Source organism: Paracoccus sediminicola (assembly GCF_027912835.1).
Taxonomy (GTDB): Bacteria; Pseudomonadota; Alphaproteobacteria; order Rhodobacterales; family Rhodobacteraceae; genus Paracoccus; species Paracoccus sediminicola.
On record NZ_CP115768.1, the window covers coordinates 1,061,684 to 1,087,861 of the forward strand.

Below are 26,178 nucleotides of genomic sequence, written 5' to 3' on the forward strand. Positions count from 1 at the left end.
TCCCGAGAGACTTAAGATCCGAGGGATGGATCAGAAGCCGTACACCAGCGAAACGCCCAGCACGTTGTCGGTGCGGATTTCGCGGTTTTCCTGATACTCGGTCGAGTAGGACACGCGGGTCGCCAGCTGATCCGACATCTTGTAGTTGACGCCGAACTCGTTGGTGATCTCGTCGCCAGCCGAATCCGAGGTGATGTAGTCGGTGTCGTTGGTGACGAAGATCATGTCGTTGAAGCGGTGGTAGAACCGCGACGACGCGATGTAGCCGGTTTCGGTATCCGAAGCGAGGTTGTCGTCCTCGGTGTAGTCCACAGCCTGGGTGTAGCGCACGCCAACACCGGCCTGAACGCGCCAGGTGGTGTCCGGGGTGTTCAGGATGCGGTAACCCGGACCGAAGCCGAGGAACGCGTCACGCTTTTTGCGGCCGTCCAGCTCGTCGATTTCTTCGGCGGTCAGCAGGCCGTCATTCAGGTCGTTCAGTTCTTCCTCGACCATGCCGTCCTGGTTAATCCGGCCCAGAGCGAAGGCATAGAAGCGATCGTTGAAGTAATACTGCGCGTCATAGATCGCGTAGGTTTCTTCCTGATCCTTGTCACCGTCGCTGTCTTCACCGAACTCGATGCCGAGACCGACGGACTGGGCGAACGGACCCTGGTTATACGACATGCGGCCAGCGAGAGCGAAGTCCTGGCTCTCGTCGTTGCCCGTCGAACCGGCATAGGTCATCGAGACGCCACCGAACAGGCCCTGACGGCGGTCTTGCGGACCGAAGCGGTCGGCGTCGTTGGCGCGGGCGAAGTCGTCTTCAACCGACTCTTCGATGTCGTCCAGACGGTCTTCGACCTGGCTCACACCTGTCACATCCGCGCCGGTCGACATTTCGGTTTGAGCAAACGCCGGGACCGAGAAGCCGGTCGCGAGGGCGGTAGCACCAGCAAGAAGAGCAACTGCTTTCATGGTTTCTATCCTCATCAAAGTTATGAAGCGCAAAAACTCGCGTCGCTTCATTTCCGCTGCATCAACTATGCCCGTGGGCGGGGGGTTTCCAGCGGCCCGGCGACATCAATCTGGTCGCGGAAACGTGAAGATCCGAGATGAAACTCTCTACGCTAAGTCGCGTGAGATGAAAGGCCTTCATAAATTGTTAATACTATTTCGACGCTTCGGAGCGAAGTGAACCGGGCGGTTGCGATCACCGAGCGATCACGGAGTGAGTGTTCGCGTTACCAAACTGTAACGTTATCGGGCAAAATGTGAGGCCCCACGTTGCGCGAATGCAACAAGCACAGCCTCTTCGCAGCGCGTCAATCCACGTGTTTTAGGCAGCTTCCTGCCGGTTCCATGCGGCATCGCCCGGTTACCCACCGGTAGCAGGCAAAACGACTCACCCGAACCTGTCTAAATCGTCAGGTTCAGGACAGGCGTGACGGCGAGACACGCGCGGGCGAGATGGAACCCATGAGGCATGAGGGAGGCCGGCGCCGGCTGGGACGGCCTCAGCCGTCTGCTGCGGGCGTCGGGAGATTGCGCGACATATGATCAAGCACCGCATTCACGAAGCTGATCTCGCGCCCTTCCGGGAAGAATGCATCGGCGATGCCGACATATTCGCTGATGATGACGCGGGGCGGCGCCTTGGCGGCGGTGAACTCGGCCCCTGCCGCACGGAACACCGCGCGCAGCACCGGATCGATCCGGTCGATCGGCCAGCGGGCGACAAGCGCGCGGTCGGTCAGCTTGTCGATGCGGCCCTGCCAGGTGACGGCGTCGTCGAGGATGCGCGCGAAAAGCGCCTCATCGGCCTGGGGCGCGGCTTCGCCCTCGGTCTCGGCGCCGATGCGCCAATCCTCGAACTCGCGCCGAACCCGATCCGCCGATTGTCCGGCGGCTTCCATCTGAAACAGCGCCTGCACGGCGTAGAGCCGCGCCGCGGTGCTCCGCTGGCGGCGTTCATCCTGTGGTTTCGGGCTGCTCATGCGCCGGTCGGTCCTTCCAGTCGTCCTGCCAGCCGGATCGGATCGCGATCCTCCGCCCTGGGGACCGGCCGGCTGAAGCTGGCCGCGTATTTGCGCGACAAAGCCACAAGATGCAAGGCCGCAGCCGCCGCCCCGCCCCCCTTGTTCTGTCCGCCGGGATCGGCGCGAACCGCGGCCTGATCCATATTCTCGACCGTGAGAATGCCGTTGCCGATGGCATGACCGTCCAGCCCCAGCAGGGTCAGCCCGCGTGAGCTGTCATTGCAGACTGTTTCGTAATGCGTCGTCTCGCCACGCACCACGCAGCCGAGCGCGACGAAACCGTCATACCGCCCGCTGCGCGCGGCCAGTCCGATGGCGGTGGGAATTTCCAGCGCGCCGGGCACCTCGATCAGATCGACCACGGCACCGGCCTGTTCGGCCACCCCGCGCGCACCTGCGATCAGCCCGTCTGCGATCTCGCGGTAATAGGGCGAGACGACGATCAACAGCCGCGGCGCGGCGTCGAAGCGCGGCAAGGGCAATTCATAATGCGTGACACCGGCCATGATATCATTCCTTCCCGATCGCGCGGGTGTCGACGATCGACAACCCATAGGCATCCAGCCCGACCACTTTCAGCGGCGCGGAATTGGTGAGCAGGATCAGCTCGGTCAGGCCGAGCGCCGAGAGGATCTGCGCGCCGAGCCCGTATTGGCGCAGCGTCTGCGGGCTGGCCTCGCCCTCCACCGGCAGCGTCTTGGTGAGATCACGGATCAGCACGACGACACCGCGCCCCTCCTCGGCAATCATCTCCATCGCCTGAGGCACGTCGCCGGCGCGGTCGCGATCGATTCCCAGCACGTCATGCAGCGGATCGAGCGCGTGCATCCGGACCAGCACCGGCTCCGGCGTCGACAGATCGCCCTTCGACAGCACGATATGCTCGGCCCCCTGGGTTTCGTCGGCGAAGATGCGCATCATCCAATCGCCGCCAAAGGCCGAATGCACGCGGCGCTGCGCACGCTCGGCAATCAGATTGTCGTGGCGGCGGCGATACGAGATCAGGTCGCTGATCGTGCCGATCTTCAGCCCGTGCTTCTGCGCGAAGGACACCAGATCGGGCAACCGCGCCATGCTGCCATCCTCGTTCATGATCTCGCAGATGACACCGGACGGGTTCAGCCCGGCAAGCCTTGCCACATCGACAGCGGCTTCGGTATGGCCCGCGCGGACCAGCACCCCGCCCTCGCGGGCGCGCAGCGGAAAGACATGTCCCGGAGAGGCGATATCGGCGGCGCCGCGGGACGGGTCGATGGCGACGGCCACGGTACGGGCGCGGTCATGTGCCGAAATGCCGGTCGTCACGCCCTCACGCGCCTCGATCGACATGGTGAAGGCGGTTTCGTGACGGCTGGAATTCTTCGGCGACATCAGCGTCAGCCCAAGCGCGTCGATGCGTTGCCCGGGCAAGGCGAGACAGATCAGCCCGCGCCCGTGGGTGGCCATGAAATTGATCGCGTCGGGCGTCGCCATCTGGGCAGGAATGACCAGATCACCCTCATTCTCGCGATCCTCGTGATCGACGAGGATGAACATCCGGCCATTGCGGGCATCCTCGATGATCTCGGAAATACCGGAGATCGCATCCGACCAGTTCTGTTCGACGGGGCCGGGCTGTTCATATTGCATCTGGCGCATCTTCCTTGTCAGGCCCGGATGTTGGGACGATTCGGGCTGGCCAAGTTTATGCCGGGACGGGGCACAGGCCGCAATGCCACGGGCTGACGCATAGCCCGGACGCGGCGTCAGGGCGGGGGCAGCGCAGGTCAGAACAGCTCGACCCCGCCGCCTGCCGTTGCGGGCGCGACCGGTTTCTCTTCCACGCGCTCGCGGACGAAGTTTTCTTCGACCCGGCCGCTGCAAGGCCAGAAATTCACCCGTCGCGCCCGGTTTCCACCGGTCGAACTGCTGAGAACGCGGATCGCCTCTTGCCGCAGGAAACCGGCGACGAATTCGGCATTTCGGGTGCCGATACTGCCAAGCCCCGCCATCATATTGGCACCGCCAAAGACATGGGCGCGCAGCCGCGCCCGGCGTGCGCCCTGTTTCAGCAGCGCATTGATGAGCAACTCCATCGCGTTCACGCCATAGCTCGCCGAAGCGGCCCCGCCGGCCTGGCCTGAGGCAAGAAGAAAATGGTTCATGCCGCCTGCGCGGGCGAGCGGGTCGAACATGCAGACCGATATGCAGGAGCCCAGAACCGTCGTCAGGCAACAGGAGGGATCGTCGCGCGACACCTCGAACTGACCCTGGATGACATGGACGCGGCCTGCGCTCATGTGGCATTCCGCGCCGGGCGCGGCTTGCGCTCGGTCGCGCCGAGGATTTCGGCCGGGATATCGCTGAGCGCGACCAGATTTTGCGCGCCGCCATTCTGCCAGGCGATGCGCGGCATACCCCAGACCACCGAGCTGGCCTCGTCCTGCGCCATGCAGACTGCGCCCCCCCGGCGAAGCGCCAGCATGCCCCGCGCGCCGTCATGGCCCATCCCGGTGAGGATTACCGACACGATCCGTTCGGCGATGGGCACGGCCGATTCGAATAGCATATCGACCGAGGGCCGGTGTCCGCTGACCTTCTCGGCGGCAAGCAGCTTGCAGGAAGGACGCAGCCCCCCGGAAATCTGCAGATGATATTCACCGCCCGGCGCGAGATAGATCGTGCCCTGCTGGATCTGCAATCCATCCTCTGCCAGAGTGATACGCGGCCCGTATCGGCTGTTGAGCCGCTGCGCGAAGCTGGGCAGGAAGCCCGCCGGCATGTGCTGGGTGATGAGGATTGGCGGGCAGTTGATCGGCAGCCCGGCGATGATCTGCTCGATGGCGTCGACCCCGCCCGTGGACGACCCGATCAGCACGATCTTCTTGTTCCACTCGAAATCCTCGGCTGTGAAATGCACCGGAGCGGCGCGCCCTTCGGCGCGGCTGCGCACATTGGCCGTCGCCGCGGTCAGCACCAGCGAGGTCAGATTGCCGAAGGCGTTGTTCACCTCGCCACTGCGGGGCTTGCCGATGCAGTCGATGGCCCCCCTCGAAAGCGCCTCGACCGCCGCCGCGCTGCCGCGCTGGGTTTCGGCAGAAACCATGATGACCGGCATCGGCTGCACACGCATGATCTCGCGCAGGAAATCGAGCCCCGACTTGCCCGGCATCTCGACATCCAGCGTCAGCACATCGGGCGAATATCGGGTGATCAGGTTTCGCGCCTCTTCGGCATTCGCGGCCTCTCCCACAACCTCGATCCGCGGGTCCGAGCGGAGCCGAAAGCGGATCAGCCCGCGCATGGTGGCCGAATCATCGACAATGAGCACACGAACAGGATTCATGCGGTGCCCCGGCCGGCTGCACGACACGATACGCCCTTCATTCACCTCTCCCATTCATAGCTTCTCGCGCAGACTGGCAGAGAGGGATGAAAATAAGTTTAACGTCGCCGCTAGCCTGCCCAATGCCCGAAAAAGGCAAGTCGAAGCCGCGACATATTCGCGGCGAATGCCGGGATTTCCGCGCTTTGCCCTGCCATGGCCGCGCTAAGATGTCGTCGCGCCCCGGCCCCTGCATAAAGCGCCGCTGCCACCCGCCGCGGCGGAGACGGCGCGCGACGCGCCGAATCAAGCCCGTCCAGCCCGACCTCTGCAAGCGCCGCAAGCGCCTCGGCGGGATCGCGTTCCAGCCCGAGATGCACCGAGCGCAGGGCCGGATAAGCCGCCAGCCAGGAGGCCAGCCCCGCCCCCCGCGCCTGGTCGCGGATCAGCGTTGCATCGGCACCGCCGCCGCAACCTTCGACCGCAAGAGCCATCACCGTCCCGGCGCTTTGATCGATATAGGAAATAACCTCATCCGCGGCGGCAAAGGGGCGTCGATGCGCGTCGCGGCGGCGCGCCTCGACCAGCGGAGCCAGCGCGGCGATGCGCGTGCCCCAGGCATCGAAAAGCGGCGTTGCAACCTCGTGTCTTGTCGGCGCATGACCCGCCGCCATCCCGGCAATCTGATCGGCCCAGAATTGCAGCCGCATCTCCGAGATCAGCGGCTCGGCCGAAGCCAGCCCGGCCCGTGCGATCTCGAGATTAGCAGCATAAAGCGTCGCCAGCCGCGCGCGGTCCCCCGGCTGCGCTGCCGTGACGCTGGCGAACCGATCCTGATCGGCCTCGCGCAGCAGCCCGGCGCAGTGATCGGGCGTCATGGCGCGCCGTCCCGGATCAGCTTCCAGATGATCGCTTCCTGCAAGGCTTCAAAGCTCGCATCCACGATATTCGGAGACACCCCGACCGTGGACCATCGCCGCCCCTGCCCGTCCTCGCTGTCAATGGTCACCCGTGTCACCGCATCGGTGCCGCCATTGGTGATCCTGACCCGGAAATCGACCAGACGCATATCGTCGATCGTCGCCTGATACCGCCCCAGATCCTTGGCCACAGCCCGCCACAAAGCGTTCACCGGGCCGCGATCATCGGCGTCGCTCTCTCCCTGAGATTCGCTCACCGACATGAAGCGCTGCCCGTCGAGCTGCACCACCACCACCGCTTCCGAAACAGAGATCTGCTGTCCCATCGCATTGCGGCGCCGCTCGACGATGACGCGATATCGCTCGACCTCGAAAAAGCGCGGCAACTGCCCCAGATGTCGGCGGGCCAGCAACTCGAAACTCGCTTGAGCCACGTCATAGGCATAGCCCTGATCCTCGCGCAGCTTGATCTCTGACAGGATCGCGGCGAGGTCGGCGGATTCGGGCAACTCCAGCCCGGCTTCGGCCAGCCTTGCGCGCAGATTCGATTGCCCGGCCTGGTTCGACATCGGGATGATGCGGGCATTGCCGACCGCCTCGGGCGAGACATGTTCATAAGTCGCCGGGTTCTTGACGATGGCGCTGGCATGCAGCCCGGCCTTGTGGGCAAATGCCGACGGCCCGACATAGGGAGCGCCCGGCGCAGGTGCGCGGTTCAGGATCTCATCGAGCCGCCGCGAGACCTTCAGCAGCGAGCGAAGCGCGTCCTTGCTGATCTGCGGCACGAGCGGGGCAAATTCCTCTTTCAGCGCGAGCGTGGCGATGAGCGTGGTCAGATTGGCATTGCCGCAACGCTCTCCCAGCCCGTTCAGCGTGCCCTGCACCTGCCGCACCCCGGCCCGGATCGCCGCGAGGCTGCCGGCCACCGCATTGCCGGTATCGTCATGGGTGTGGATGCCCAGCCTGTCGCCGGGGATACCTTCGGCGATGACGTCTGCGGTGATCGCCTCGATTTCATGCGGCAGCGTGCCGCCATTGGTGTCGCACAAGACGATCCACCGCGCCCCCGCATTCCGCGCCGCCAGCAGGCAGTCAAGCGCGTAATCACGGTTGGCCTTCCAGCCGTCGAAGAAATGCTCGGCATCGAAAATCGCCTCGCGCCCCTGCGCCACGAGATGCGCGAGCGAGGCGCGGATATTTTCGAGGTTGTCGTCCAGCGAGATGCCAAGAGCCTCATGGACATGGAAATCATGGGTCTTGCCGACCAGACAGACGCCCTGCGTCCCGGCATTCAGCACCGCCGCCAGCACCTCGTCATTGCCGGCCGAGCGCCCTGCCCGTTTGGTCATCCCGAAGGCGGTCAGCGTGGCGCGGGTCTCGGGCGGGTTGTCGAAGAACTCACTGTCGGTCGGGTTCGCGCCGGGCCAGCCTCCCTCGATATAATCCAGACCGAGCGCGTCGAGCATCTGCGCAATCTCGATCTTCTCCGAAGCCGAGAACTGCACCCCCTGCGTCTGCTGCCCGTCGCGAAGGGTGGTGTCGTAGAGATAGAGGCGGTTCATCAAATCCCGTCCAGCTTGCCTGCGTCAAAGCCGGGTCCGGGCAGCAGCTCAATACCTGCGGCATTCATACGGACCTCAACCCCTGCGTCGGTCAGTTTCTGTTTCATCGAGTCGACTGCCGAGAAATCCTTGCTGGCCTTTGCCTCGGCGCGAAGCACGTTCAGTTTCTCAGCCAAAGGCGAAAGATCCGGCTCGGCATCCAGCCAGTCGGCCAGATCATCGCCAAGAAGCCCCAGCATTTCCGCCGACGCCCTAAGCTCTGCTGCTTTGCCGTCCCGCGCAATATCATGCAGAGCCGCGATCGCGCCCGCCGTATTCAGATCATCTGCAAGCGCCGCGACGATCGAGGGCGCGGGACTGGCTGCCGGTTCGACGCCCGCCGTCAGGCCACGCCATTTGCGCAAGGTCGCCTCTGCCTCGCGCAGCTTCTCCGCTGTCCAGTCCATCGGCTTGCGATAATGCGTCATCAGCAACACAAACCGGATCACCTCGCCCGGTATCCCCTGATACAGCAAATCCCGCACGGTGAAGAAATTGCCGAGACTTTTCGACATTTTCTTCCCCTCGACCTGCAACATCTCGTTATGCAGCCAGATATTGGCCATCACCTCGGAGCCATGGGCGCAACGGCTCTGGGCGATCTCGTTCTCATGATGGGGGAATTGCAGGTCGATCCCGCCCGCATGGATGTCGAACACCTCGCCCAGAAGCTCTGCCGACATGGCCGAGCATTCGATATGCCAGCCGGGACGCCCGTATCCCCAGGGCGATTGCCAGCCCGGCTGGTCCCCGGTCGAGGGCTTCCACAGCACGAAATCCATCGGATCACGCTTATAAGGCGCGACCTCGACCCGCGCACCGGCGATCATGTCGTCCAGCGATCGTCCCGACAGCCTGCCATATTCGGGGAATTTGCGGACCTCGAACAGCACGTGCCCCTCGGCGGCGTAGGCAAACCCCTTGGCGATCAGATCCTCGATCATCGCCACCATATGCGGGATGTAATCCGTCGCCCGAGGCTCCTGCGTGGGCCGTAATGCGCCAAGCGCATCCATGTCGTCGTGATACCAGCCGATGGTTTCTTCGGTGATCTCACGGATCGGGCGTCCCGTTTCCGCCGCCCGCGCGTTGATCTTGTCATCCACATCGGTGAAGTTGCGTACATAGGTCACGGTATCCTCGCCATAGACATGACGCAGCAGCCGAAACAGCACATCGAAGACCACGACGGGCCGCGCATTGCCCAGATGCGCCCGGTCATAGACGGTTGGCCCGCAGGCATAGACGCGGATATGTCCGGGATCGATCGGCTCGAGCCGTTCCTTCTTGCGGGTGCGCGTGTTGGTCAGCCGGATCTCGACCATGAAGTCCCCCTCGCGGGACCTGCTCACAGCATCTTGCCCCGCATGAAATGCGTCAGCGGATAATGCAGCAGATGGTGCAGCGTGCGATCATGGCCCCGCCTTAGCCGATATGACCGGCGCTGCCAAGACCGGCGGGGTGCCGCCGCCGTTAGCGCCCCCAGTCTTGCCGCGCTGCCCCGGCCCGCCTATGCAGTCGCCAAGATGTGTAATCAGGAGAACACGATGCCCGCGCCCAAGGATTTCAACGACCGCATGCTGTCTCTGGGCCTCGCCCGTGTCTCCGAGGCGGCGGCCCATGCCTCGGCCACGCTGATCGGCCGCGGGGATGAGAAAGCCGCGGACCAGGCGGCGGTCAACGCCATGCGCGACCAGTTGAACAAGCTGGATATCAAGGGCGTGGTGGTGATCGGCGAGGGCGAGCGCGACGAGGCGCCGATGCTCTATATCGGCGAAGAGGTCGGTGCCGGGAACGGGCCCGAGGTGGATATCGCGCTCGACCCGCTCGAAGGCACGACACTGACCGCGAAGGACATGCCCAACGCGCTGACCGTGATCGCCATGGCCCCGCGCGGCACCATGCTGCACGCGCCGGATGTCTATATGGACAAGCTGGCGATCGGGCCGGGCTATGACAAGGACGTGGTCAGTCTCGACATGAGCCCGACCGAGCGGGTCGAGGCCCTGGCGAAGGCGCAGGGCGTCAAGACCACCGACATCACCGTCTGTATCCTCGAACGGCCCCGCCACGAGGATCTTATCGCCGAGGTCCGCGCCACCGGCGCCGGCATCCGGCTGATCACCGATGGCGATGTGGCGGGCGTCATGCATTGCGCCGAACCCGAGCTGACCGGCATCGACATGTATATGGGCGCGGGCGGTGCCCCCGAAGGCGTGCTGGCGGCCTCGGCGCTGAAATGCATGGGCGGGCAGATGTGGGGCCGGCTGATGTTCCGCAATGACGACGAAAAGGGCCGCGCGGCCAATGCCGGGATCACCGATCTCGACCGCATCTATTCGCGCGACGACATGGTGCAGGCCGATGTGATCTTCTCGGCGACCGGCGTGACCAACGGCTCGATCGTGCGTGGCGTGAAGCGCGAGCCGAAATTCCTGGAAACCGAAACCATCCTGATGCGCTCGAAAACCGGCTCGGTGCGGCGCATGATCTATCGCAATCCGATCCGCTGAGCACGGCAGAAGGGGCGCTCGCGCCCCCTCTGGCCTGTCGGCCATTCACCCGCTGAGGATATTTGCGCCAGGGTGAGGGCCTTTCATCCTGACCGAAATATCCTCGGGGGGGGCCGCCGTCACGGCGGCGGGGGGCGGACAGCCCCCCTTCTCTTTTCCGTTGCTTCCCCGTTTCCACCCTTGCGCCACCCGGCAGAGCTGGGCCATGACACCGCCATGACCGCCTTACTCAATGTCGAGACATCGCTGACCGGGCGCCGCTGGATCGGTCCGGACGAAGCTGTCACGCGCCGCGCCGAGGCGCTGGCGCAGAGCGCCGAGCTGCCGCTCGCCGTCGCCCGCATCCTCGCCGAACGCAACATTGCTCCGGAAGAGGTCGAGGGCTATCTGTCGCCGACACTGCGCGAGATGCTGCCCGACCCGCTGCGGCTGCGCGACATGGAACCCGCCGCCGAACGGCTCGTCGCAGCGATGGCAGCAGGCGAGCGGATCGCGATTTTCGCGGATTACGATGTGGATGGAGGCTCTTCTGCCGCGCTGCTCATCGACTGGCTGCGCCAGCAGGGGCGAGAGGCGACGCTCTATATCCCTGACCGGATCGACGAGGGCTACGGCCCCAACGCCCCCGCCATGCAGGCCCTTGCCGCCGCGCATGACCTGATCGTCTGTGTCGATTGCGGGACGCTCTCGCATGAGGCGCTCGCAGCGGCGGATGGCACTGACGTGATCGTGCTCGACCACCATCTGGGCGGCGAAACCCTGCCCCCGGCGCTTGCGGTGGTGAATCCGAACCGGATGGATGAGGATGGCAGCCTTGGCCATCTCTGCGCCGCTGGCGTGGTGTTTCTGACGCTGGTGCAGGCCGGGCGGGTGCTGCGCGCGCAAGGCCGGGCCGAACCGGCGCTGCTGCCGCTTCTGGATCTCGTGGCGCTGGCGACCGTGGCGGATGTGGCGCCGCTGATCGGCGTCAACCGCGCTTTTGTCCGCCAGGGGCTGAGCATCATGGCGCGGCGCGAGCGGCCCGGGCTCGTGGCGCTTTCGGATGTGTCTCGGCTCGACACGGCGCCGAGCAGTTTTCACCTGGGATTCATGCTCGGGCCGCGCGTGAATGCTGGCGGGCGGGTCGGCAAAGCGGATCTCGGGGCGCGCTGCCTGTCGACGGCCGACCCGTCAGAGGCGCGGCAGCTCGCCGAAAAGCTGGATGAGCTGAACCGGGACCGCCGTGCCATCGAGGCAGCGGTTCGCGAGGAGGCGCTGGCCCAGGTCGAGGCGCGCGGCGACGAGGCCCTGTCCTGGGCGGCAGGCGATGGCTGGCATCCGGGCGTGGTCGGCATCGTCGCGGCGCGGGTGAAGGAACGGACCGGCCTGCCCTCTGTCGTGATCGGGGTCGAGCGCGGGATCGGCAAGGGCTCGGCGCGGTCGGTTCCCGGCGTCGATCTGGGCCGCGCCGTGCAGCGCCTCGCGGCGGAAGGGCTGATCGAGAAAGGCGGCGGTCATATGATGGCCGCCGGGCTGACCGTGGCAGAGACCGCGATAGAAGCGGCAATGGCCCGGCTTTCCGAACTGATCCGCCCCGAACTCGACCGCCGCAGCGGCACCGGCGATCTGCGCATCTCGGGGCTGCTCGAACCCGCCGCCGCCACGCCGGAGCTGATGACGCAGATCGAATCGGCTGGCCCGTTCGGCCAGGCCGCCCCGGCCCCGCGCTTCGCGTTTTCCGATCTGATCCTCGACAGCGCCGCGACCATGGGCGAGGCCCATCTGCGTGCCGGGTTCCGCGTTGCCGGCCAGGCGCCGCTCGAGGTGGTCGCCTGGGGCGCGATGGCAACGCCTCTGGGCCCTGCTTTGCTCGGGGCGAAGGGGCGCCGGTTCCACCTCGCCGGCAAGCTGGAACTGTCCCATTGGGGCGGCCGAAGCCGTGTCCGTCTGCGCCTCGACGATGCTGCGGCGCTCTGAGGGAAGAAATTTCCCCGAGAGGCAAATTTTCGTCTTGCAGCCCCGGCGCGGCTGACCTAAACACCGCTCCACGCCACGGGGCAACGCCCCGGAACGCCAAGGCTGGCCCGTTCGTCTATCGGTTAGGACGCCAGGTTTTCAACCTGGAAAGAGGGGTTCGATTCCCCTACGGGCTGCCATTTATCATTCCTGATCGAAGAAAATCAGCGCATAAGGCGCCTGTTTTGTCCGCTCGTCTGAACCGAAGCGAAGGCGCAGGACAATTTTCTTCCAGCGCCGCGCCGCAGCCCATCGTTGGACGATCGGGCGACGCGCGTCTTCTGTTTAGCCGGCATCGCGGAGGCCGTCGTGCAGGAGTTCATCCCCGCCATCACCAAGTGAGCTCCTCTGGTGTCGAAAGGCCCGCGTCTTCTGCATTGCAGGGCGTGACGGCACGTTCCGGGCTCTTGAACTCGCAAGACATTTCTGCGACCAAACCTCGCGATCAGCCGGGCCAAGCGAGAGGCGTGGTTCAAGGTGAGGTGGTCAGGAGCGATGCGTGTCCGAAGCTGGCGCGCCGGATGCTCTGCGACCCATACCGTCGAAGGAAGAAGATGACAGATCTGAGTATCGTGGTCCCGGTCTATAACGCAGCGGATCATCTGGAACGGCTTTGCGACGATATCCTGAAAATCCGGGATCATGACCGGAAGGTTCAACTCATCTTTGTGGATGATGGCTCTACCGACGACAGTGCCGGGGTCATCGCCGAGCTGGCAAAACTCAGCAACGATATCGTGCCGATGCTGGGGGCGGAAAATGCCGGCGCTGGCATTGCCCGCAATCGCGGCTGGGAGGCTGTCACGGGGCGCTATACGCTGTTCTTCGATGCCGATGATCACCTCATGACCGATGTGATCCCGCCCGCCCTTGCCCGGCTGGACGCCGAACCCGATGTGGACACGGCAGTCTTCGCCTATCGCTATGAACGCGACGACACATCCAGCTTTACGGACATGTCTTATACCGACAAGGCCATCATGACCCAATTGCTGAAGGGCCAGTCGCAGCAGATCGGGAGGCTGGAAGAATTCGCCCGGCTGCTCGGGTTTACGAACTATCCGTGGAACAAGCTGCTGCGCACCGAGCGGTTCCGGAAAACCGGAATGAAATTCGGCTCGACCAAGGTCAATAACGATATCCTCGGACATTGGTATGCGCTGCTGTTTGCGCGGCAGATCCTCGTATCCGAAGAGGTTCTTTGCCACCATATCGTGCATCCTACCGGTGCGAACCTCACGAACCAGTTCAACAGCAATCGCCTGCAGGTCATCACCGCGCTATCCGAGCTTTACGATCTGCTCGAGAAACATCCCGCGATGCGGCGCCGCTACTCACATCATTTCTGGGGTTTTGCCCGCAATCTCATCGCCTGGGCCAGGCCACGGCTCTCGCCCGAGTTGCAGCTCGAGCTGGATGAGCTTTATTCCAGGCTGCTGTCCCGGATAGATCTGGAGGATTACGTACGCATGCGGGTCAAACGCTCACCCGATCTTGCCAATCATATCTCCCAGAAGATCATGCTGTGACGGAGCCGACCATGCCCAAAATCTCCATCATCGTCACCGCCTATAACATCGAGAATTATATCCGGCAGAGCCTGGATGACGTGACCTCGCAGACGATCGAGGATATCGAGATCATCGTCGTCGATGACGGTTCGACCGATGCTACGCCCGACATCATCCGCGAATATGCGGAGAAGGACGACCGGATCAAGCCGATCCTCTTCGACACCAACACGATCGGCGGCGTCGCCTCGGCGGCGAATGCCGGGATGGACGCCGCGACGGGGGATTTCATCGGCTTCGCGGATGGCGATGATCTGTATGATCCGGCCATGTTCGAAAAGCTCTACCAGGCGGCGGTGGATGCGAATGCCGATCTGTCGATGTGCCGCTATACGCTGCTCGACGCCAGCACTGGCGAGGAAGCCGCCCCGGCCGAGCGTGACCGCTGGGCGCCTTATCCGACGCCGACCGCTTTCGATCTGACCGAGGAAAACCGCAGCGAGATGCTGCGCTTCATCTCGGTGCCGTGGCGCAAGCTCTATCGCCGCGATCTCGTCGAGCGGATCGAGCTGCGCTATCCGGTCGGGGATTTCTTCTTCGAAGACAATCCCTTCCACTGGGCCGCGGTAATCGGCGCCAACCGCATCGCGCTCGTCCCCGAGGCGCTGTGCAAGCACCGCGTGGCGCGCGTGGGACAGACCATGTCCACGGTCGACGAAAAGCTGCTGCGGATCTTCTATCACCATGACATCATCCGCGACTGGCTGATCGCGCAGTCCGAATTGAGCACCTATCAGCAGGATCTGCTGGGCTGGCTTGCCGCGCAGCTCTCCTGGGTCTCGACGCGCACGACCGGCGAGATGCAGCAGCTGCTCTATGATCGGCTGGTGCCGATCATGGCGCATTACGACGCGAACGACATCGCCGAGCTGGAAAGCCGCAACGGGACGGGCAGGACGGCGCAGATGCTGCGCGCGCTTCTGGCTCAGGACTTCGAGGCCTTTTCGACGGCGGCCGGATGGGCTGACACGTCGTTGGGTGCAGCGCCGGCCACGATCGGCGCGCGCCATCACTCCAGCTCCGTGCTGGGGCGCGGCATGTTCCATCTGCGGAACTCCGGCCCGAAAGAGACGGCGAAGATGACCGGCCGCTATGTTTCGGATCGCCTGGGCCTGTCCGAGGTCATCCGCAACGCGCGCCGCAAAAATGCCGCGACCGAGGTCCTGGATCACGCCGATCTGATGACGGCGATGGTCGTTCTGCAACGCGATCTGCGCGCCTTGCGCAGCGAGGTGGCAGATTTGCGCGAAAAGCTTGACCGGCAGAATGAAAACGGCTGACGTCGTCGCCCCTGCCGCGGGCGCGCCTGTGACCAGACCAACCGAAAGGGCAGGTTCATGACGCACATCCCGATTTTATGGCTGGGCGCGCATAAGACCGGCACCACGACGCTGCAAAGCGCCCTGGAACTGTCGAGGCCGGTGCTGCGCAAGCATGGCTATCATTACATGCCCCTGGACCGGTTCCGCCGTCGCTATACCCGTCCCCTGATATATAGCGGGGATTACGGCGAGCCGCACGAGCCGATGCCGAAGCTGAACCTGTATTTCGACGAGAACATCCCAGATCTCGTGCAAAGTGTTCTCAGCGCGCAGGGTCTCTATCCCGATCTCGAATCCCGCAGCCGGATCATGGCGGATTATTTCGGCCTCGACGCGCCGAGGATCTTTTTCGGGATCCGCAGCTTTACCGGTTTCCTGCCCTCGCTTTTCTGCGAGACGCTGAAATCGACGCCCTACCAGCCGTTTTCGAGATTCTATCGTCCCGACCGGCATCGTCTAGCCTGGGACGAGGTAATTGACCGGATCCGCCGCACCTTCCCCGATTCGCCCATCGGTGTTTATCGCGCCGAGGATCTGCGCGGCAATGAGCGGCAGCTTCTCTCGCATGTGACCGGTATTCCGCCCGAAGCGTTCAGCTTTCCCGAACAATCACGGCGCGAGGGGTTCTCGCACAAGGCCGTGCGCTCGCTCTACGCGCTGAGCCAGACTCGGCAGGTCACCTTCAATGATGTGTTCGCCGCAGTGCGCGAATATCCGAAGGGCGAGAAATGGAAAGGCTTCGACCCGCTCAGCGACGAAGAAAAGCAACGGCTGGACGAGCTTTATCAGCGTGATCTCGATAGGCTAAGAGCCCGCTCCGATATCGAGTTCATCGAGCTGGGCGCCCGGTAGATCCTGAGAGGGGGCGGCGTTTTGCTGCGACTGCGCGGAACCCGGCGCGCTTTGCTCCGGTCTTGCGCGCAAGCGACGATGATCGTGCTGTCTCCCGTGGTTCGGCACCAGCCCGTGCCATGCCGCGCGCGCCCGCCGTGGCCGCCGCTTTATCCGGCAAGCCGCATCACGCCGAGCGCGACTGACGCGCTTCGGCAGCGCCGGGATCAAGCTCGACCGCCCGGCCCGTCATCGCCGATTCCTGTGCGGCGAGCCCGATCAGCACTGCGCGCGCGCCGTCCTCCAGCCCGACCTCGGGCACCCCTGCCCCGCGCACCACGGCGTTGAAGCGCTGATGCTGATAGAAGGTTGCGCCGTTGTGATCGCCCGCTTCGAGAAGCGCGGGATCGACCGGCACGCCACTGACCACAGGACCGCGCGGCACGCGCGGGCTTTCGATGATCTGCGGCACGGGCGGGTCGCCCAGATGCGGCGGCCAGAACCGCCCCGGACCCGGCACGAGGGCCTCGATCTTGCCGGTCGGACCGACAGCGCTGATCTCTTCCTGATAGCGCGAACCCTCCGCGAACATGCACAGATCGAGCATCGCGCGGGTGCCGTTCTCGAAATCGACGATGACGAATCCATTATCCCAGACATCCGGCGTTTCATCGCCATAGCGCTCGTCGAGATGGTTCACCGCCTGACCGGCGCTCGCCATGACCCGCACCGCTTCCGAGCCGGTGGCGAGCCGCATGAGATCGAAGAAATGGCAGCATTTCTCGACCATGGTTCCGCCCGAGTTGCGGTTGAAGCGGTTCCAGGCCCCGACCTTGGGCAGAAAGGGAAAACGATGCTCGCGGATCGAGAGCATTTTCAGCCCGCCCGTCGCCTCGGTCATGCGTTGCAGAAACACCGCGATGGGCGGCATGTAGCGATATTCCATCGCCACCCAGATCGGCGCCGTATATCCTCTGGAAATGGCGTCGAGCCTGTCGCGGTCGGATCGCCGGGTGAAGATCGGCTTTTCGACCAGAACCGGCAGATGCCGCCCCTCGGCCACGCGCTCCAGCTGGCTGATATGGTCGCTATTGGGCGAGGCGATCACCAGACAATCGAGATCGGTCCGCGCCAGCAACGCATCGAGCGTGTCGCAGAACGCGGCCTCGGGCGCGATCAGCGCCGCGGCCTGGCGCATCTGCCCGTCCGGCTCGTAGATGGCGGCGATTTGGGTGTGAGGCAGAAGCCGGATGTTGCGCAGATGCTCCTGCCCCATCATGCCGCAGCCAATGATGCCGTATCTTACGAGGTCGGTCATGTCGTTCCTATCTCAGGCGGGTGACGTAATGTGCGATATCCGGGTCGAACCAGTTATGCGAGAATTCAGCGCTGCGGTTGTCCCTGTCGAAGCTGAGGCGCTGAAAGAACCCGGTTGTGGCGCCGGGACGCGGGGCAAAATCATCGGGAGCCCAGTCCGGGACGCTGCCGATGCTGACATGGTCCTCGACATGCGCGATCCAGAGATTCAGCCGCGTGCGATAATAAAGATACAGCGACTCCGACAGATCCCTCGCCGCGATCCGGTCGGCATAGCCGGCGTCGAGCCAGATCTCTTCCAGAACGCAGGGCCGTCCGTTCAGCGCACGCAGACGGCGGATCCGATGCGCATGGTCCGAACTGCCGAAATCGGGCAGCGCCGCTGGCTTTACCATCCGGTCCAGCGACAGAAGCCGCGCCGTGGGCAACCCGCCACCCGCCAGCAATTCGATGCGGAAGAACGCATACACGTTCTGCGCATCCGGGCGACGGCGCACATAATTGCCCGAGCCCTGCCGCCGTTCCAGAAGGCCGCGTTCGGTCAGCTCGGCCAGGGCCTTGCGCAGCGTTCCGACCGAGGTGCCCATCTTCGCCGCCATCTCGCGTTCGGGCGGCAGACGCTCGCCATCCAGCAGATGCCCGGCCGCGATATCACGGGCCAGCATCTCGCTGAGCTGAAGATAAAGCGGCAGGGCAGAATGGGTGTCCATGATCTCTATTCAGCAAATTGATACAGTATTGATCTACATCAAGGAGCCTGTTACGCAAGAGGAAATTTCAGCCAGAAGTGGATGACATGAGCATCGTTCCGATTACCTCTCCCGATCTGACCGCCGCGGAAATTTCATGGTTTTCAGCTTTATGTTCCGATGATTACCGCTATCTCGGCGTCCCGGAGGGAGGGCTGCGGTCAAGCTGGGAACATTGTTCCGACATCGTGAAGACCGCCGAATCGCAGGGATTCCGCAATATTCTCTGCCCCTCTTCCTATCAGGTCGGGCAGGACACGCTCAGCTTCGTGGCCGGCTGCGCGCCGATCACCGACAGGATCAACCTGCTGGCGGCGGTGCGCTGCGGCGAGATGCAGCCGATCATGCTGGCCCGCACCATCGCCACGCTGGATCACATGCTGGAGGGGCGGCTGACGGTGAACATCATCAGCAGCGACTTTCCCGGCGAAAAAGCCGAAAGCGGCTTCCGCTATCAGCGCTCGCGCGAGGTGGTCGAGATCTTGAAACAGGCTTGGACGCAGGACGAGATCAATATCGACGGCGAGGTCTATCAGTTCCACGGCGTGACCACGGAACCCGCAAAGCCCTATCAGCAGAATGGCGGGCCGCTGCTGTATTTCGGCGGCTACTCTCCCGCCGCGCTCGAACTCTGCGGGGAGCATTGCGATGTGTATCTGATGTGGCCCGAAACGAAGGATGAGCTTGCCGGGCGCATGAAGGCCGTGAACGAGGTCGCGCAGCGCCACGGCCGCACGCTGGATTACGGGCTGCGGGTGCACATGATCGTGCGCGACACCGAGGCCGAGGCGCGGGAATATGCGCGCGAGCTGGTCTCGAAACTGGATGACGAACAGGGCCGGGCGATCCGCGAGCGGGCGCTCGATGCCGGATCGCTGGGCGTTTCCCATCAGGCGAAGAACCGGGACATCGCGGATATGGAAGGCTTCATCGAACCCAATCTGTGGACCGGTGTGGGCCGGGCGCGGTCGGGTTGCGGCGCGGCACTTGTCGGTTCGGCCGACCAGGTCCTGAGCCGGATCGAGGACTACAAGAAGATGGGCATCCGCGCCTTCATCTTTTCGGGTTACCCCCATATCGAGGAGGCCGAGCATTTCGGCCGGCTGGTGATGCCGCATCTTGAGACCTGCTCTCTGCCGCATGAATATGGCCGTGTGCCGGCCACACCGCCCGCCACGCCGCTCGCCGCCGGGGAGCGCCGCTGATGGAACGTCTGCCGCTGAATGCCGATCTCGATCTCAGCCGCATTGTCTATGGCATGTGGCGTCTGGCCGATGACGAAGATCGCAGCGCCGGCCATGTCCGCGCCAAGATCGATGCCTGTCTGGAACAGGGTATCACCAGCTTCGATCAGGCGGATATCTATGGCGATTACGAAAGCCAGACGGTTCTGGGCGGCGCGCTGAAAGATGCGCCCGAGCTGCGCGGCAAGATCGAGATCGTGTCGAAATGCGACATCGCGCTGATCTCGGACAAGTTTCCCGACCGACAGGTCAAGCATTACAACACCGAGGCAGGCTATATCCGCGCCTCGGTGGAACGCTCTCTGCGCGAGATGGGCACGGATTATCTCGATCTGCTGCTGATCCACCGCCCCGATCCGCTGATGGATCATCACGAGACCGGCGCGGTTCTGGACGAGCTGGTCACCTCGGGAAAGCTGCGCGCGGTGGGTGTGTCGAATTTCCGACCGCATGACTGGACCCTGCTGCAATCGGCCATGCGCACGCCGCTGGCCACCAACCAGATCGAGCTGAGCCTGCTCAGCACCGAGCCGTTTCGCAATGGCGACATCGCCTTCATGCAGGAGCGGGGCATTCCGCCGATGGCCTGGTCGCCGCTTGGCGGCGGGGCGCTGTTCGGGCCGGGACACGAGGCGCTGAGGGAAGAGCTGGCGCGGATCGGGGCCGATTACGGCACCGATGAAAGCGCCGTCGCCATCGCCTGGTTGCTACGCCACCCCGCGCAGATCATCCCGGTGCTCGGGACCAACAATCTCGGCCGCATCCGCAGCATCGCCGAGGCGGCCAAGATCCGGCTGGATCGCGAAACCTGGTTCACGCTCTATGAACTCGCCACCGGTGCCGAAGTGCCATGAACCGCGCAAAGGACAAAAGATGAAACATAGCCGCAGCTTCGTCCCCTCGCCGGAAAATGCCCGAGCTTTCCGCGACGCGCTCGGCCAGTTCGGCACCGGCGTCACCGTGGTCACGGCGATGGGCGATGACGGTCCGGTCGGGATGACCGCCAACAGTTTCGCCTCGATCTCGATGGAGCCGCCACTGGTCATGTGGTCGCCCGCCAAGGCGTCGCGGCGCTTCCGCCATTTTGCCGCGGCTCAGCATTTCGCCATCCATGTGCTGTCCGAAACGCAGGCGCAGATCTGCATGGGCTTCGCCAGGACGCCCGACATGTTCGACCGGCTGGACTGGCATGCAAGCCCCGAGGGCGTGCCGCTTCTGGAGGGTTGCCTCTCGCGCTTCGAATGTGTGCAATCAGCCGTGCATGACGCCGGAGATCATGCCATCGTCGTCGGAGAGGTGATGCGAACGACCACGACGGACGGCGCCCCGCTCTTGTTCTACAAGGGGCGAATCGGAGGTTTTGCGCAGACGGGCTGAGCCCGCTGCATGACGCTCGCGCCGGGACGGAAGCGGGTTGGGGAGGGGGAATGAAAAACATGCTGCTCGCGGCAATTTCGCCGCTGCAATGGGTGAACAGCAGATTGCTCCGAATCGGCAGCAGCATCGCGGCTGTGGCGCTTGCGGTGATGGTGGTCGCGATTCTCTTGCAGGTTTTCTATCGCTATGTCCTGAACAACGCCCTGCCCTGGCCCGAAGAGGCGGCGCGGTTCCTGATGCTTTGGATGACCGGGCTGGCCGCGCCTGCCGTGTATCGGCAGGGCGGTTTCGTCGCCATCGACATGCTGGACGCCGCCCTGCCGCGCCGTGCCGGCGCGTTGCTGTCGCTGTTTCTCCTGCTGGTGTCGATGGCGGTGCTGGTCATGGCGCTGAATTTCGGCTGGAAACATGTTCAGTCGGGCTGGCTGTTCAACTCCTCCTCGCTGCGCCTGCCGCTCGACCTGATCGGGATGGAGCCGGTGCGCATCAAGCTCGCCTGGATGTATATGTCGATCTTCATAGGCTTCGTGCTGCTGAGCCTTGTGAATATCGAGCTGATCCTGCGCAGCGTCGCCACCATATTCGGGCATGACGACGCCCTGACGCCGATCCCCGCGGCCGAACTTCCGGAGGCCGAGTGATGCTGATCTGGTTTCTGCCGGTCTTCCTGATCTTCCTGATGGTCGGCCTGCCGGTCTTCTTCGCTTTGCTGGCGGCGCCCGGAATTCTTCTGTGGCTGAACGGGCAGGAACGCGATGTCGCCCTGCTCTATCGCAATGTCTATAACGGGATGGACAGCTTTCCGCTGATGGCGATCCCCTTCTTCATGCTCGCCGGAGAGCTGATGAACCGGGGCGGGATCACCGAGAGGCTGGTCGAGTTCAGCCAGGCGCTGATGGGCCATCTGCGCGGCGGTCTGGCGCATGTGAACATCCTCTCATCGATGCTGTTCGCGGGGCTGTCGGGCTCGGCCGTGGCGGATACCTCGGCGCTCGGGTCGATGCTGATCCCGGCGATGGAGAAACAGGGCTATACCCGCCGCTTCGCCGCTGCCATCACCGCCGCGTCGAGCGTCATCGGGCCGATCATCCCGCCTTCGGGGATCATGATCATCTATGCCTATGTGATGGGCGAAAGCGTCGCGGCTCTGTTTCTGGCCGGGATCATTCCCGGTGCGCTTGTCGGGCTGTCGCTGATGCTGATGGTCAAGCTGCTCGCCGATAAATACGACTTCCCCGTCGCCAGCCGCAAAACGACATGGGCCGAACGTGGCCAGGCCAGCCTCAAGGCGTTCTTTCCGCTGCTCACCCCGGTCATCATCATGGGCGGCATTCTTCTGGGCATTTTCACCCCGACCGAGGCCGCCGCCGTTGCCGCCGCCTATGGGCTGCTCATCGGCATGTTCGTGATGCGCACGCTGAAACCGCGCGACCTGTCGGGCGTGTTCCACCGTTCGGCGGCGACCTCGGCAGTGGTGCTTTTGCTGGTCGGCGCGGCAATGGCCTTCAAGACCGTGGTCAGCCTGTCCCACGCGCCCGAGATCCTGGCCGACATCATCCTCGGCCTGTCCGAGAATCCGCTGATCCTGCTGTTCCTCATCAACCTGCTGCTGTTCATCGTCGGCATGTTCCTGGATGCGGGGCCGGCGATCATCATCCTCGGCCCGGTGCTGGGCCCGGTCTTCACCGATCTGGGCATCGACCCGATCCATTTCGCGATCATCATGTCCGTAAACCTGACCGTCGGCCTCGCCACCCCGCCCATGGGGCTGGTGCTGTTCGTGGCCTCGTCGGTCTCGGGCGAGCGCATCTCGGCGATCTCGAAAGCGATCCTGCCGTTTCTCGCGATGGAGATCCTGGTGATCTTCCTCGTCACCTATATTCCGGCGCTGTCCATGTGGATTCCCCGCATGACGGGCTTCGCGGACTGAGCCAGAATGCATAATCAAACAGGGAGGCATTTATGCTGAAACAGACACTCACCTCACTCGCCCTTGCCGCGACGCTCGGGCTTGCCGGACAGGCGGCGGCGCAGGAATACACGCTGCGCGCCACCGCGAACTCGAACGAGCAGGACGAGGATTATGACGGGCTCGTCGTCTTCAAGAACTATGTCGAACGCGCCTCGAACGGCGCCATCGCGGTCGAGCTGTTCATCGGCACGCAGCTATGCGGTAACGGTGCCGAATGTCTGCAGGGCGTGGCCGACGGCTCGATCGACATCTTCATCTCGACCTCGGGCGGCGCGGCCGGGATCTTCCCCTATATTCAGGTGCTGGACCTGCCCTATCTGATGAGCGATGACCGCGTGGCCGAGCATGTCCTCTCGGGCGACTTCACGCGCACCATTCGCGACATGGCGCTGGAAGACAGCGGCGGCAAGATCCGGCTGATGACCATCGGCAATACCGGCGGCTGGCGCAACTTCGCCAACACGCAGAAGCGCATCCAGACCCCCGCCGATATGGAGGGGCTGAAGATCCGCACCGTGGTCGCCGACCTGCCGCAAGAGCTGGTGCGCGCGCTCGGTGCCTCGCCGACGCCGATCCCGTGGCCCGAGCTGTTCACCTCGTTCCAGACCGGCGTGGTTGACGGGTCCAAGAACGGCATCACCGACGTGATGAACATGAAATTCCCCGATGCCGGTCTGCAATACATGACGCTGGATCAGCACGCCTATATGGGCGCGCTCTGGTTCATGTCGAATGACCGCTTCATGGAGATGCCCGAGGATCTGCGCCGCGTCGTGGTGGACGGGTTCTACCAGTTGCAGCAGGCGACCTTCGCCAGCCCCAAGCGGAAATCCATCGCGGCTTATGAGGAATTCGTGGCCGGTGGCGGCGATCTCTACGTCCCGACCCCGGAGGAAAAGCAGGCCTTCGCCGACGCCGCAGCGCCGGTCTATGACTGGTTCCAGCAGAATGTCGATGGCGGCGAGGAAGCCTTCGCCGCGCTCGAGGAGGCCGTGGCCGCCGCCGAGGAAGAGATCAACGCCGCGCGCGACGCCGATATCCAGTAAGCGCCGCCGGTCTGAGCATTCGAGGGGCGGCGGTGTCTTCCGCCGCCCTTCGCAATTTCAAGGAAGTCCCGCCATGACCCGATCCGACATGCCCGAAGGCTGGACCGTCGCCCTGCCCTGGCAAGCCGACGCCGCGCAGCGCCGCAAGATCCCCGCCCAGATCGATGCGGGCGATGATGTCAGCGTCGCGATTGGCGGGATCGGCGCAGGCGCGATCACGCGCGGGGTGAATGGCGGTTTCACGCGATGGTCGCTCAAGGCCGGGCGGCTGCATATGCAGGACTGGGCGGCGAATGGTTTCGCGCTCTGGCACCGGGGCCATGGCGCGCGCTGCCTGCGCCCCGAAGGCGATGACGCGCCCGAGGGCTGGGCGTTCGACCCGCAGGGCACGCAAACCGCGCTGTTCCCGCGGCTGAGCCATGATTACCGCTCGGGCGACATCTCGCTGCGGATCGACCAGATCACCCCGGTGCTGCCCGATCTGGGCGATGACAGAGACCTGCCCGCCGGGATCTTCCGGCTGACGCTGTCCAATCACGGCGCCTCCGAAACCGAGGCAGCGGCGATGTTCAGCTTCCTCAACCTGATCGGCTGGTTTCAGGGCTTCGGTCCTCCGGGCCAGCCGGCAGGTGTGTCGGGGCAGTGGAACCGAGCGGTCGAGGCCGATGGTCTGCGCGGCGTGTTGATGTCACGCGACGCCGATGAGATGGATGAGGGCGAGGGCCAGATGCTGCTCGCCGCGCGCCCCTCCGAGGGGTGGGATCTGACCCTCGCCGCCGCCTTCGACCCGCGCCGCGAGGGAAAGGCGATCTGGGAAAGCTTTTCGACCGAGGGGCGCATCGCCGCGCCCGGCGAAGGCTGGGGCAGCGGCGGCGGGTTCAGCGAATTTCCTCCGCCCCGCCATTGCGCCGCGATTGCCGCGAAAACCCGCCTCGGGCCCGGCGAGACGCGGCAGATCGACATGGCGCTGGCCTGGGACATGCCGGTGATCCGCTTCGGTCAGGGCCGCCGTCACTATCGCCACTATACCGCCAGATGGGGCCGCGACGGGCAGAGCGCCGCCGCCATCGCAACCCATGCGCTGACCCGCGCGGATCACTGGTTCGAGGCCGCCTCCGGTTTCCATCAACGCGCGGTGCGCGGGATCGCCGCCCCGGCTCCGGTCGCGCATCTGGCGATCAACGAGCTTTACATGATGAATGACGGGCTGACCGTCTGGACCGCAGCCGACGCAGATCAGCCCGCCCATTTCGGGGTGATCGAATGCCCGGATTATCCGCTCTACAACACGCTCGATCTCTGGGTCTATGCGGCGGCCTCGGTCTCGCGCTTCTTCCCCGACATCGCCGCGCAGGTGACGCGAGATTTCGCCGCCGAGATCGCCCGCGACGACCCGCAGCCGCGCTTTCACCTGCGCTCGGCCGGGCGGTTTCCGCGTCAGCGCGCGGGCATGGCCCCGCATGATCTGGGCGCGCCGAATGCCGATCCGTTCATCCGCGCGAATGATTACGCCTATCAGGACAGCAGCCGGTGGAAGGATCTCAACGCCATGTTCGCGATCTGCGCGTGGCGGGATGTGCGTCAGGATGAGGCTCTCGCGGCGCCGCTCTCAGGGCCAATCAACGCAGCGATGGAGGCCTTGCTGCAATTCGACCGGGACGGCGACGGGGTGATCGAGAATGACGGTTTCCCAGACCAGACCTTCGACAATATCCCGATGAAGGGGATCAGCGCCTATTGCGGCGGGCTGTGGCTGGCCGCGCTGCGGGCCACGGTAGAGATCACCCGGCGGGCGGGCGATCCGGGAAAGGCAGAGGCGTGGCAGGACATGGCCAAGCGCGGCGCGAAAGCATGGCATGAGGCGCTGTGGACCGGCAGCTATTACCGGGTGGACAGCGAGGGCGCATTTCAGGATGCGGTGTTCGCTGAACAGCTTTACGGCCCCGGACTTGCCCGGATGCTGGGCTTGGGCGACATCGCGCCACCGGATGCGGCCCGCATGGCGCTGCGCGAGGTGCATCGGCGCAATTTCCGCGAGGCGGGCCGGGCGCGCGGCGTCATGGCGATGAGCTCGGCCACGCATAGCTCGGCTCTCTATGCGCCCAAGGGCGAGGAAGGGCTGCAATGGGACGAGGTTCTGGTCGGCTTCAACTACTCGGTCGCCGCGACGATGCGCGCCTATGGGCTGGAAGCCGAAGCGACCGGGATCATGCAGGCGCTTGCAGCCGAACTCGGCAGTCGGCGCGGGCTGCATTTCCGCACCCCCGCCGCCTTCATGGCCGACCAGCCCCGCATCCGCGCGCAGATGAACATGCGCCCGATGGGGATCTGGGCCTATGCGGACGCCGCCGAAGTGCCGCCGAAGCTGGCCGATATCCTGCCGCTCGGCGTGGTCTAG

23 protein-coding genes and 1 tRNA gene are annotated in these 26,178 nt (G+C 64.4%); 13 read left to right on the forward strand and 11 right to left on the reverse strand.

The annotated features are described in order from the left end of the window. Positions 1-30: 30 nt before the first annotated feature. From PAF18_RS05275 to cysS, 9 genes are all read right to left on the reverse strand, one after another. Positions 31-957: a DUF481 domain-containing protein gene (locus PAF18_RS05275; RefSeq protein WP_271117560.1), complete on the reverse strand. Its 927-nt coding sequence runs from the start codon at positions 955-957 to the stop codon at positions 31-33. A gap of 539 nt (positions 958-1,496) precedes the next feature. Beyond that, positions 1,497-1,976 carry a transcription antitermination factor NusB gene (gene nusB / locus PAF18_RS05280; RefSeq protein ID WP_271117561.1) on the reverse strand — a complete coding sequence of 160 codons (480 nt, stop codon included), beginning with the start codon at positions 1,974-1,976 and terminating at the stop codon, positions 1,497-1,499. After that, on the reverse strand, positions 1,973-2,524 hold the full coding sequence (locus PAF18_RS05285) for a 6,7-dimethyl-8-ribityllumazine synthase (RefSeq protein WP_271117562.1): 552 nt from the start codon (positions 2,522-2,524) through the stop codon (positions 1,973-1,975). Before PAF18_RS05285 ends, nusB begins: the two co-directional genes overlap by 4 nt. Positions 2,525-2,528: 4 nt before the next feature. Next, positions 2,529-3,647, reverse strand: a complete 1,119-nt coding sequence (gene ribB, locus PAF18_RS05290; protein ID WP_271117563.1) for a 3,4-dihydroxy-2-butanone-4-phosphate synthase — start codon at positions 3,645-3,647, stop codon at positions 2,529-2,531. 137 nt (positions 3,648-3,784) lie between these two features. Continuing rightward, positions 3,785-4,297 carry a chemotaxis protein CheD gene (locus PAF18_RS05295; RefSeq protein ID WP_271117564.1) on the reverse strand — a complete coding sequence of 171 codons (513 nt, stop codon included), beginning with the start codon at positions 4,295-4,297 and terminating at the stop codon, positions 3,785-3,787. After that, on the reverse strand, positions 4,294-5,343 hold the full coding sequence (locus PAF18_RS05300; RefSeq protein WP_271117565.1) for a protein-glutamate methylesterase/protein-glutamine glutaminase: 1,050 nt from the start codon (positions 5,341-5,343) through the stop codon (positions 4,294-4,296). The genes PAF18_RS05295 and PAF18_RS05300 overlap by 4 nt, the downstream gene beginning before the upstream one ends. Positions 5,344-5,453: 110 nt before the next feature. Next, entirely contained in the window at positions 5,454-6,200 is a 747-nt protein-coding gene (locus PAF18_RS05305; protein WP_271117566.1) for a squalene/phytoene synthase family protein, read from the reverse strand. Beyond that, the gene (cimA, locus tag PAF18_RS05310) at positions 6,197-7,804 is read right to left on the reverse strand and encodes a citramalate synthase (RefSeq protein WP_271117567.1); all 1,608 of its coding nucleotides are present in this window, start codon (positions 7,802-7,804) and stop codon (positions 6,197-6,199) included. The genes PAF18_RS05305 and cimA overlap by 4 nt, the downstream gene beginning before the upstream one ends. After that, a complete protein-coding gene (cysS, locus tag PAF18_RS05315; protein WP_271117568.1) occupies positions 7,804-9,168 on the reverse strand; it encodes a cysteine--tRNA ligase in 1,365 nt (454 codons plus the stop codon). Before cysS ends, cimA begins: the two co-directional genes overlap by 1 nt. Positions 9,169-9,390: 222 nt before the next feature. Here cysS and glpX point away from each other — a divergent pair, with 222 nt between their 5' ends. From glpX to PAF18_RS05345, 6 genes are all read left to right on the forward strand, one after another. Beyond that, positions 9,391-10,356: a class II fructose-bisphosphatase gene (glpX, locus tag PAF18_RS05320; protein ID WP_271117569.1), complete on the forward strand. Its 966-nt coding sequence runs from the start codon at positions 9,391-9,393 to the stop codon at positions 10,354-10,356. A gap of 216 nt (positions 10,357-10,572) precedes the next feature. After that, positions 10,573-12,312, forward strand: a complete 1,740-nt coding sequence (recJ, locus tag PAF18_RS05325; RefSeq protein ID WP_271117570.1) for a single-stranded-DNA-specific exonuclease RecJ — start codon at positions 10,573-10,575, stop codon at positions 12,310-12,312. 104 nt (positions 12,313-12,416) lie between these two features. Then, a tRNA-Glu gene (locus PAF18_RS05330) sits at positions 12,417-12,491 on the forward strand. A 414-nt stretch (positions 12,492-12,905) separates the two neighbouring features. Beyond that, positions 12,906-13,880, forward strand: coding sequence for a glycosyltransferase family 2 protein (locus PAF18_RS05335; protein WP_271117571.1), 975 nt, complete (start codon positions 12,906-12,908; stop codon positions 13,878-13,880). A gap of 11 nt (positions 13,881-13,891) precedes the next feature. Then, positions 13,892-15,202, forward strand: coding sequence for a glycosyltransferase family 2 protein (locus tag PAF18_RS05340; protein WP_271117572.1), 1,311 nt, complete (start codon positions 13,892-13,894; stop codon positions 15,200-15,202). Positions 15,203-15,259: 57 nt separating this feature from the next. Next, positions 15,260-16,096: a hypothetical protein gene (locus PAF18_RS05345; protein ID WP_271117573.1), complete on the forward strand. Its 837-nt coding sequence runs from the start codon at positions 15,260-15,262 to the stop codon at positions 16,094-16,096. 166 nt (positions 16,097-16,262) lie between these two features. Here the strand turns inward: PAF18_RS05345 and PAF18_RS05350 are convergent, their stop codons facing one another. Both PAF18_RS05350 and PAF18_RS05355 read right to left on the reverse strand, forming a co-directional pair. Beyond that, positions 16,263-17,393 (reverse strand): Gfo/Idh/MocA family protein, encoded by a 1,131-nt coding sequence (locus PAF18_RS05350; RefSeq protein WP_271117574.1) that lies wholly within the window; start codon positions 17,391-17,393, stop codon positions 16,263-16,265. 7 nt (positions 17,394-17,400) lie between these two features. After that, positions 17,401-18,102: a GntR family transcriptional regulator gene (locus PAF18_RS05355; protein WP_271117575.1), complete on the reverse strand. Its 702-nt coding sequence runs from the start codon at positions 18,100-18,102 to the stop codon at positions 17,401-17,403. Between the two features lie 86 nt (positions 18,103-18,188). Between PAF18_RS05355 and PAF18_RS05360 the strand changes: the two genes are divergently transcribed. From PAF18_RS05360 to PAF18_RS05390, 7 genes are all read left to right on the forward strand, one after another. Continuing rightward, positions 18,189-19,346, forward strand: coding sequence for an LLM class flavin-dependent oxidoreductase (locus PAF18_RS05360; protein WP_271117576.1), 1,158 nt, complete (start codon positions 18,189-18,191; stop codon positions 19,344-19,346). Next, entirely contained in the window at positions 19,346-20,239 is an 894-nt protein-coding gene (locus PAF18_RS05365) for an aldo/keto reductase (RefSeq protein ID WP_271117577.1), read from the forward strand. The genes PAF18_RS05360 and PAF18_RS05365 overlap by 1 nt, the downstream gene beginning before the upstream one ends. Positions 20,240-20,258: 19 nt before the next feature. Then, complete coding sequence (locus tag PAF18_RS05370) at positions 20,259-20,762, forward strand: flavin reductase family protein (RefSeq protein ID WP_271117578.1); 504 nt, start codon at positions 20,259-20,261, stop codon at positions 20,760-20,762. 50 nt (positions 20,763-20,812) lie between these two features. After that, positions 20,813-21,403: a TRAP transporter small permease gene (locus tag PAF18_RS05375; RefSeq protein ID WP_271117579.1), complete on the forward strand. Its 591-nt coding sequence runs from the start codon at positions 20,813-20,815 to the stop codon at positions 21,401-21,403. Beyond that, positions 21,403-22,692 (forward strand): TRAP transporter large permease, encoded by a 1,290-nt coding sequence (locus PAF18_RS05380; RefSeq protein ID WP_271117580.1) that lies wholly within the window; start codon positions 21,403-21,405, stop codon positions 22,690-22,692. Before PAF18_RS05375 ends, PAF18_RS05380 begins: the two co-directional genes overlap by 1 nt. Positions 22,693-22,724: 32 nt before the next feature. Then, positions 22,725-23,780, forward strand: a complete 1,056-nt coding sequence (locus PAF18_RS05385) for a TRAP transporter substrate-binding protein (protein WP_271117581.1) — start codon at positions 22,725-22,727, stop codon at positions 23,778-23,780. A gap of 73 nt (positions 23,781-23,853) precedes the next feature. After that, the gene (locus tag PAF18_RS05390; protein WP_271117582.1) at positions 23,854-26,178 is read left to right on the forward strand and encodes a non-lysosomal glucosylceramidase; all 2,325 of its coding nucleotides are present in this window, start codon (positions 23,854-23,856) and stop codon (positions 26,176-26,178) included.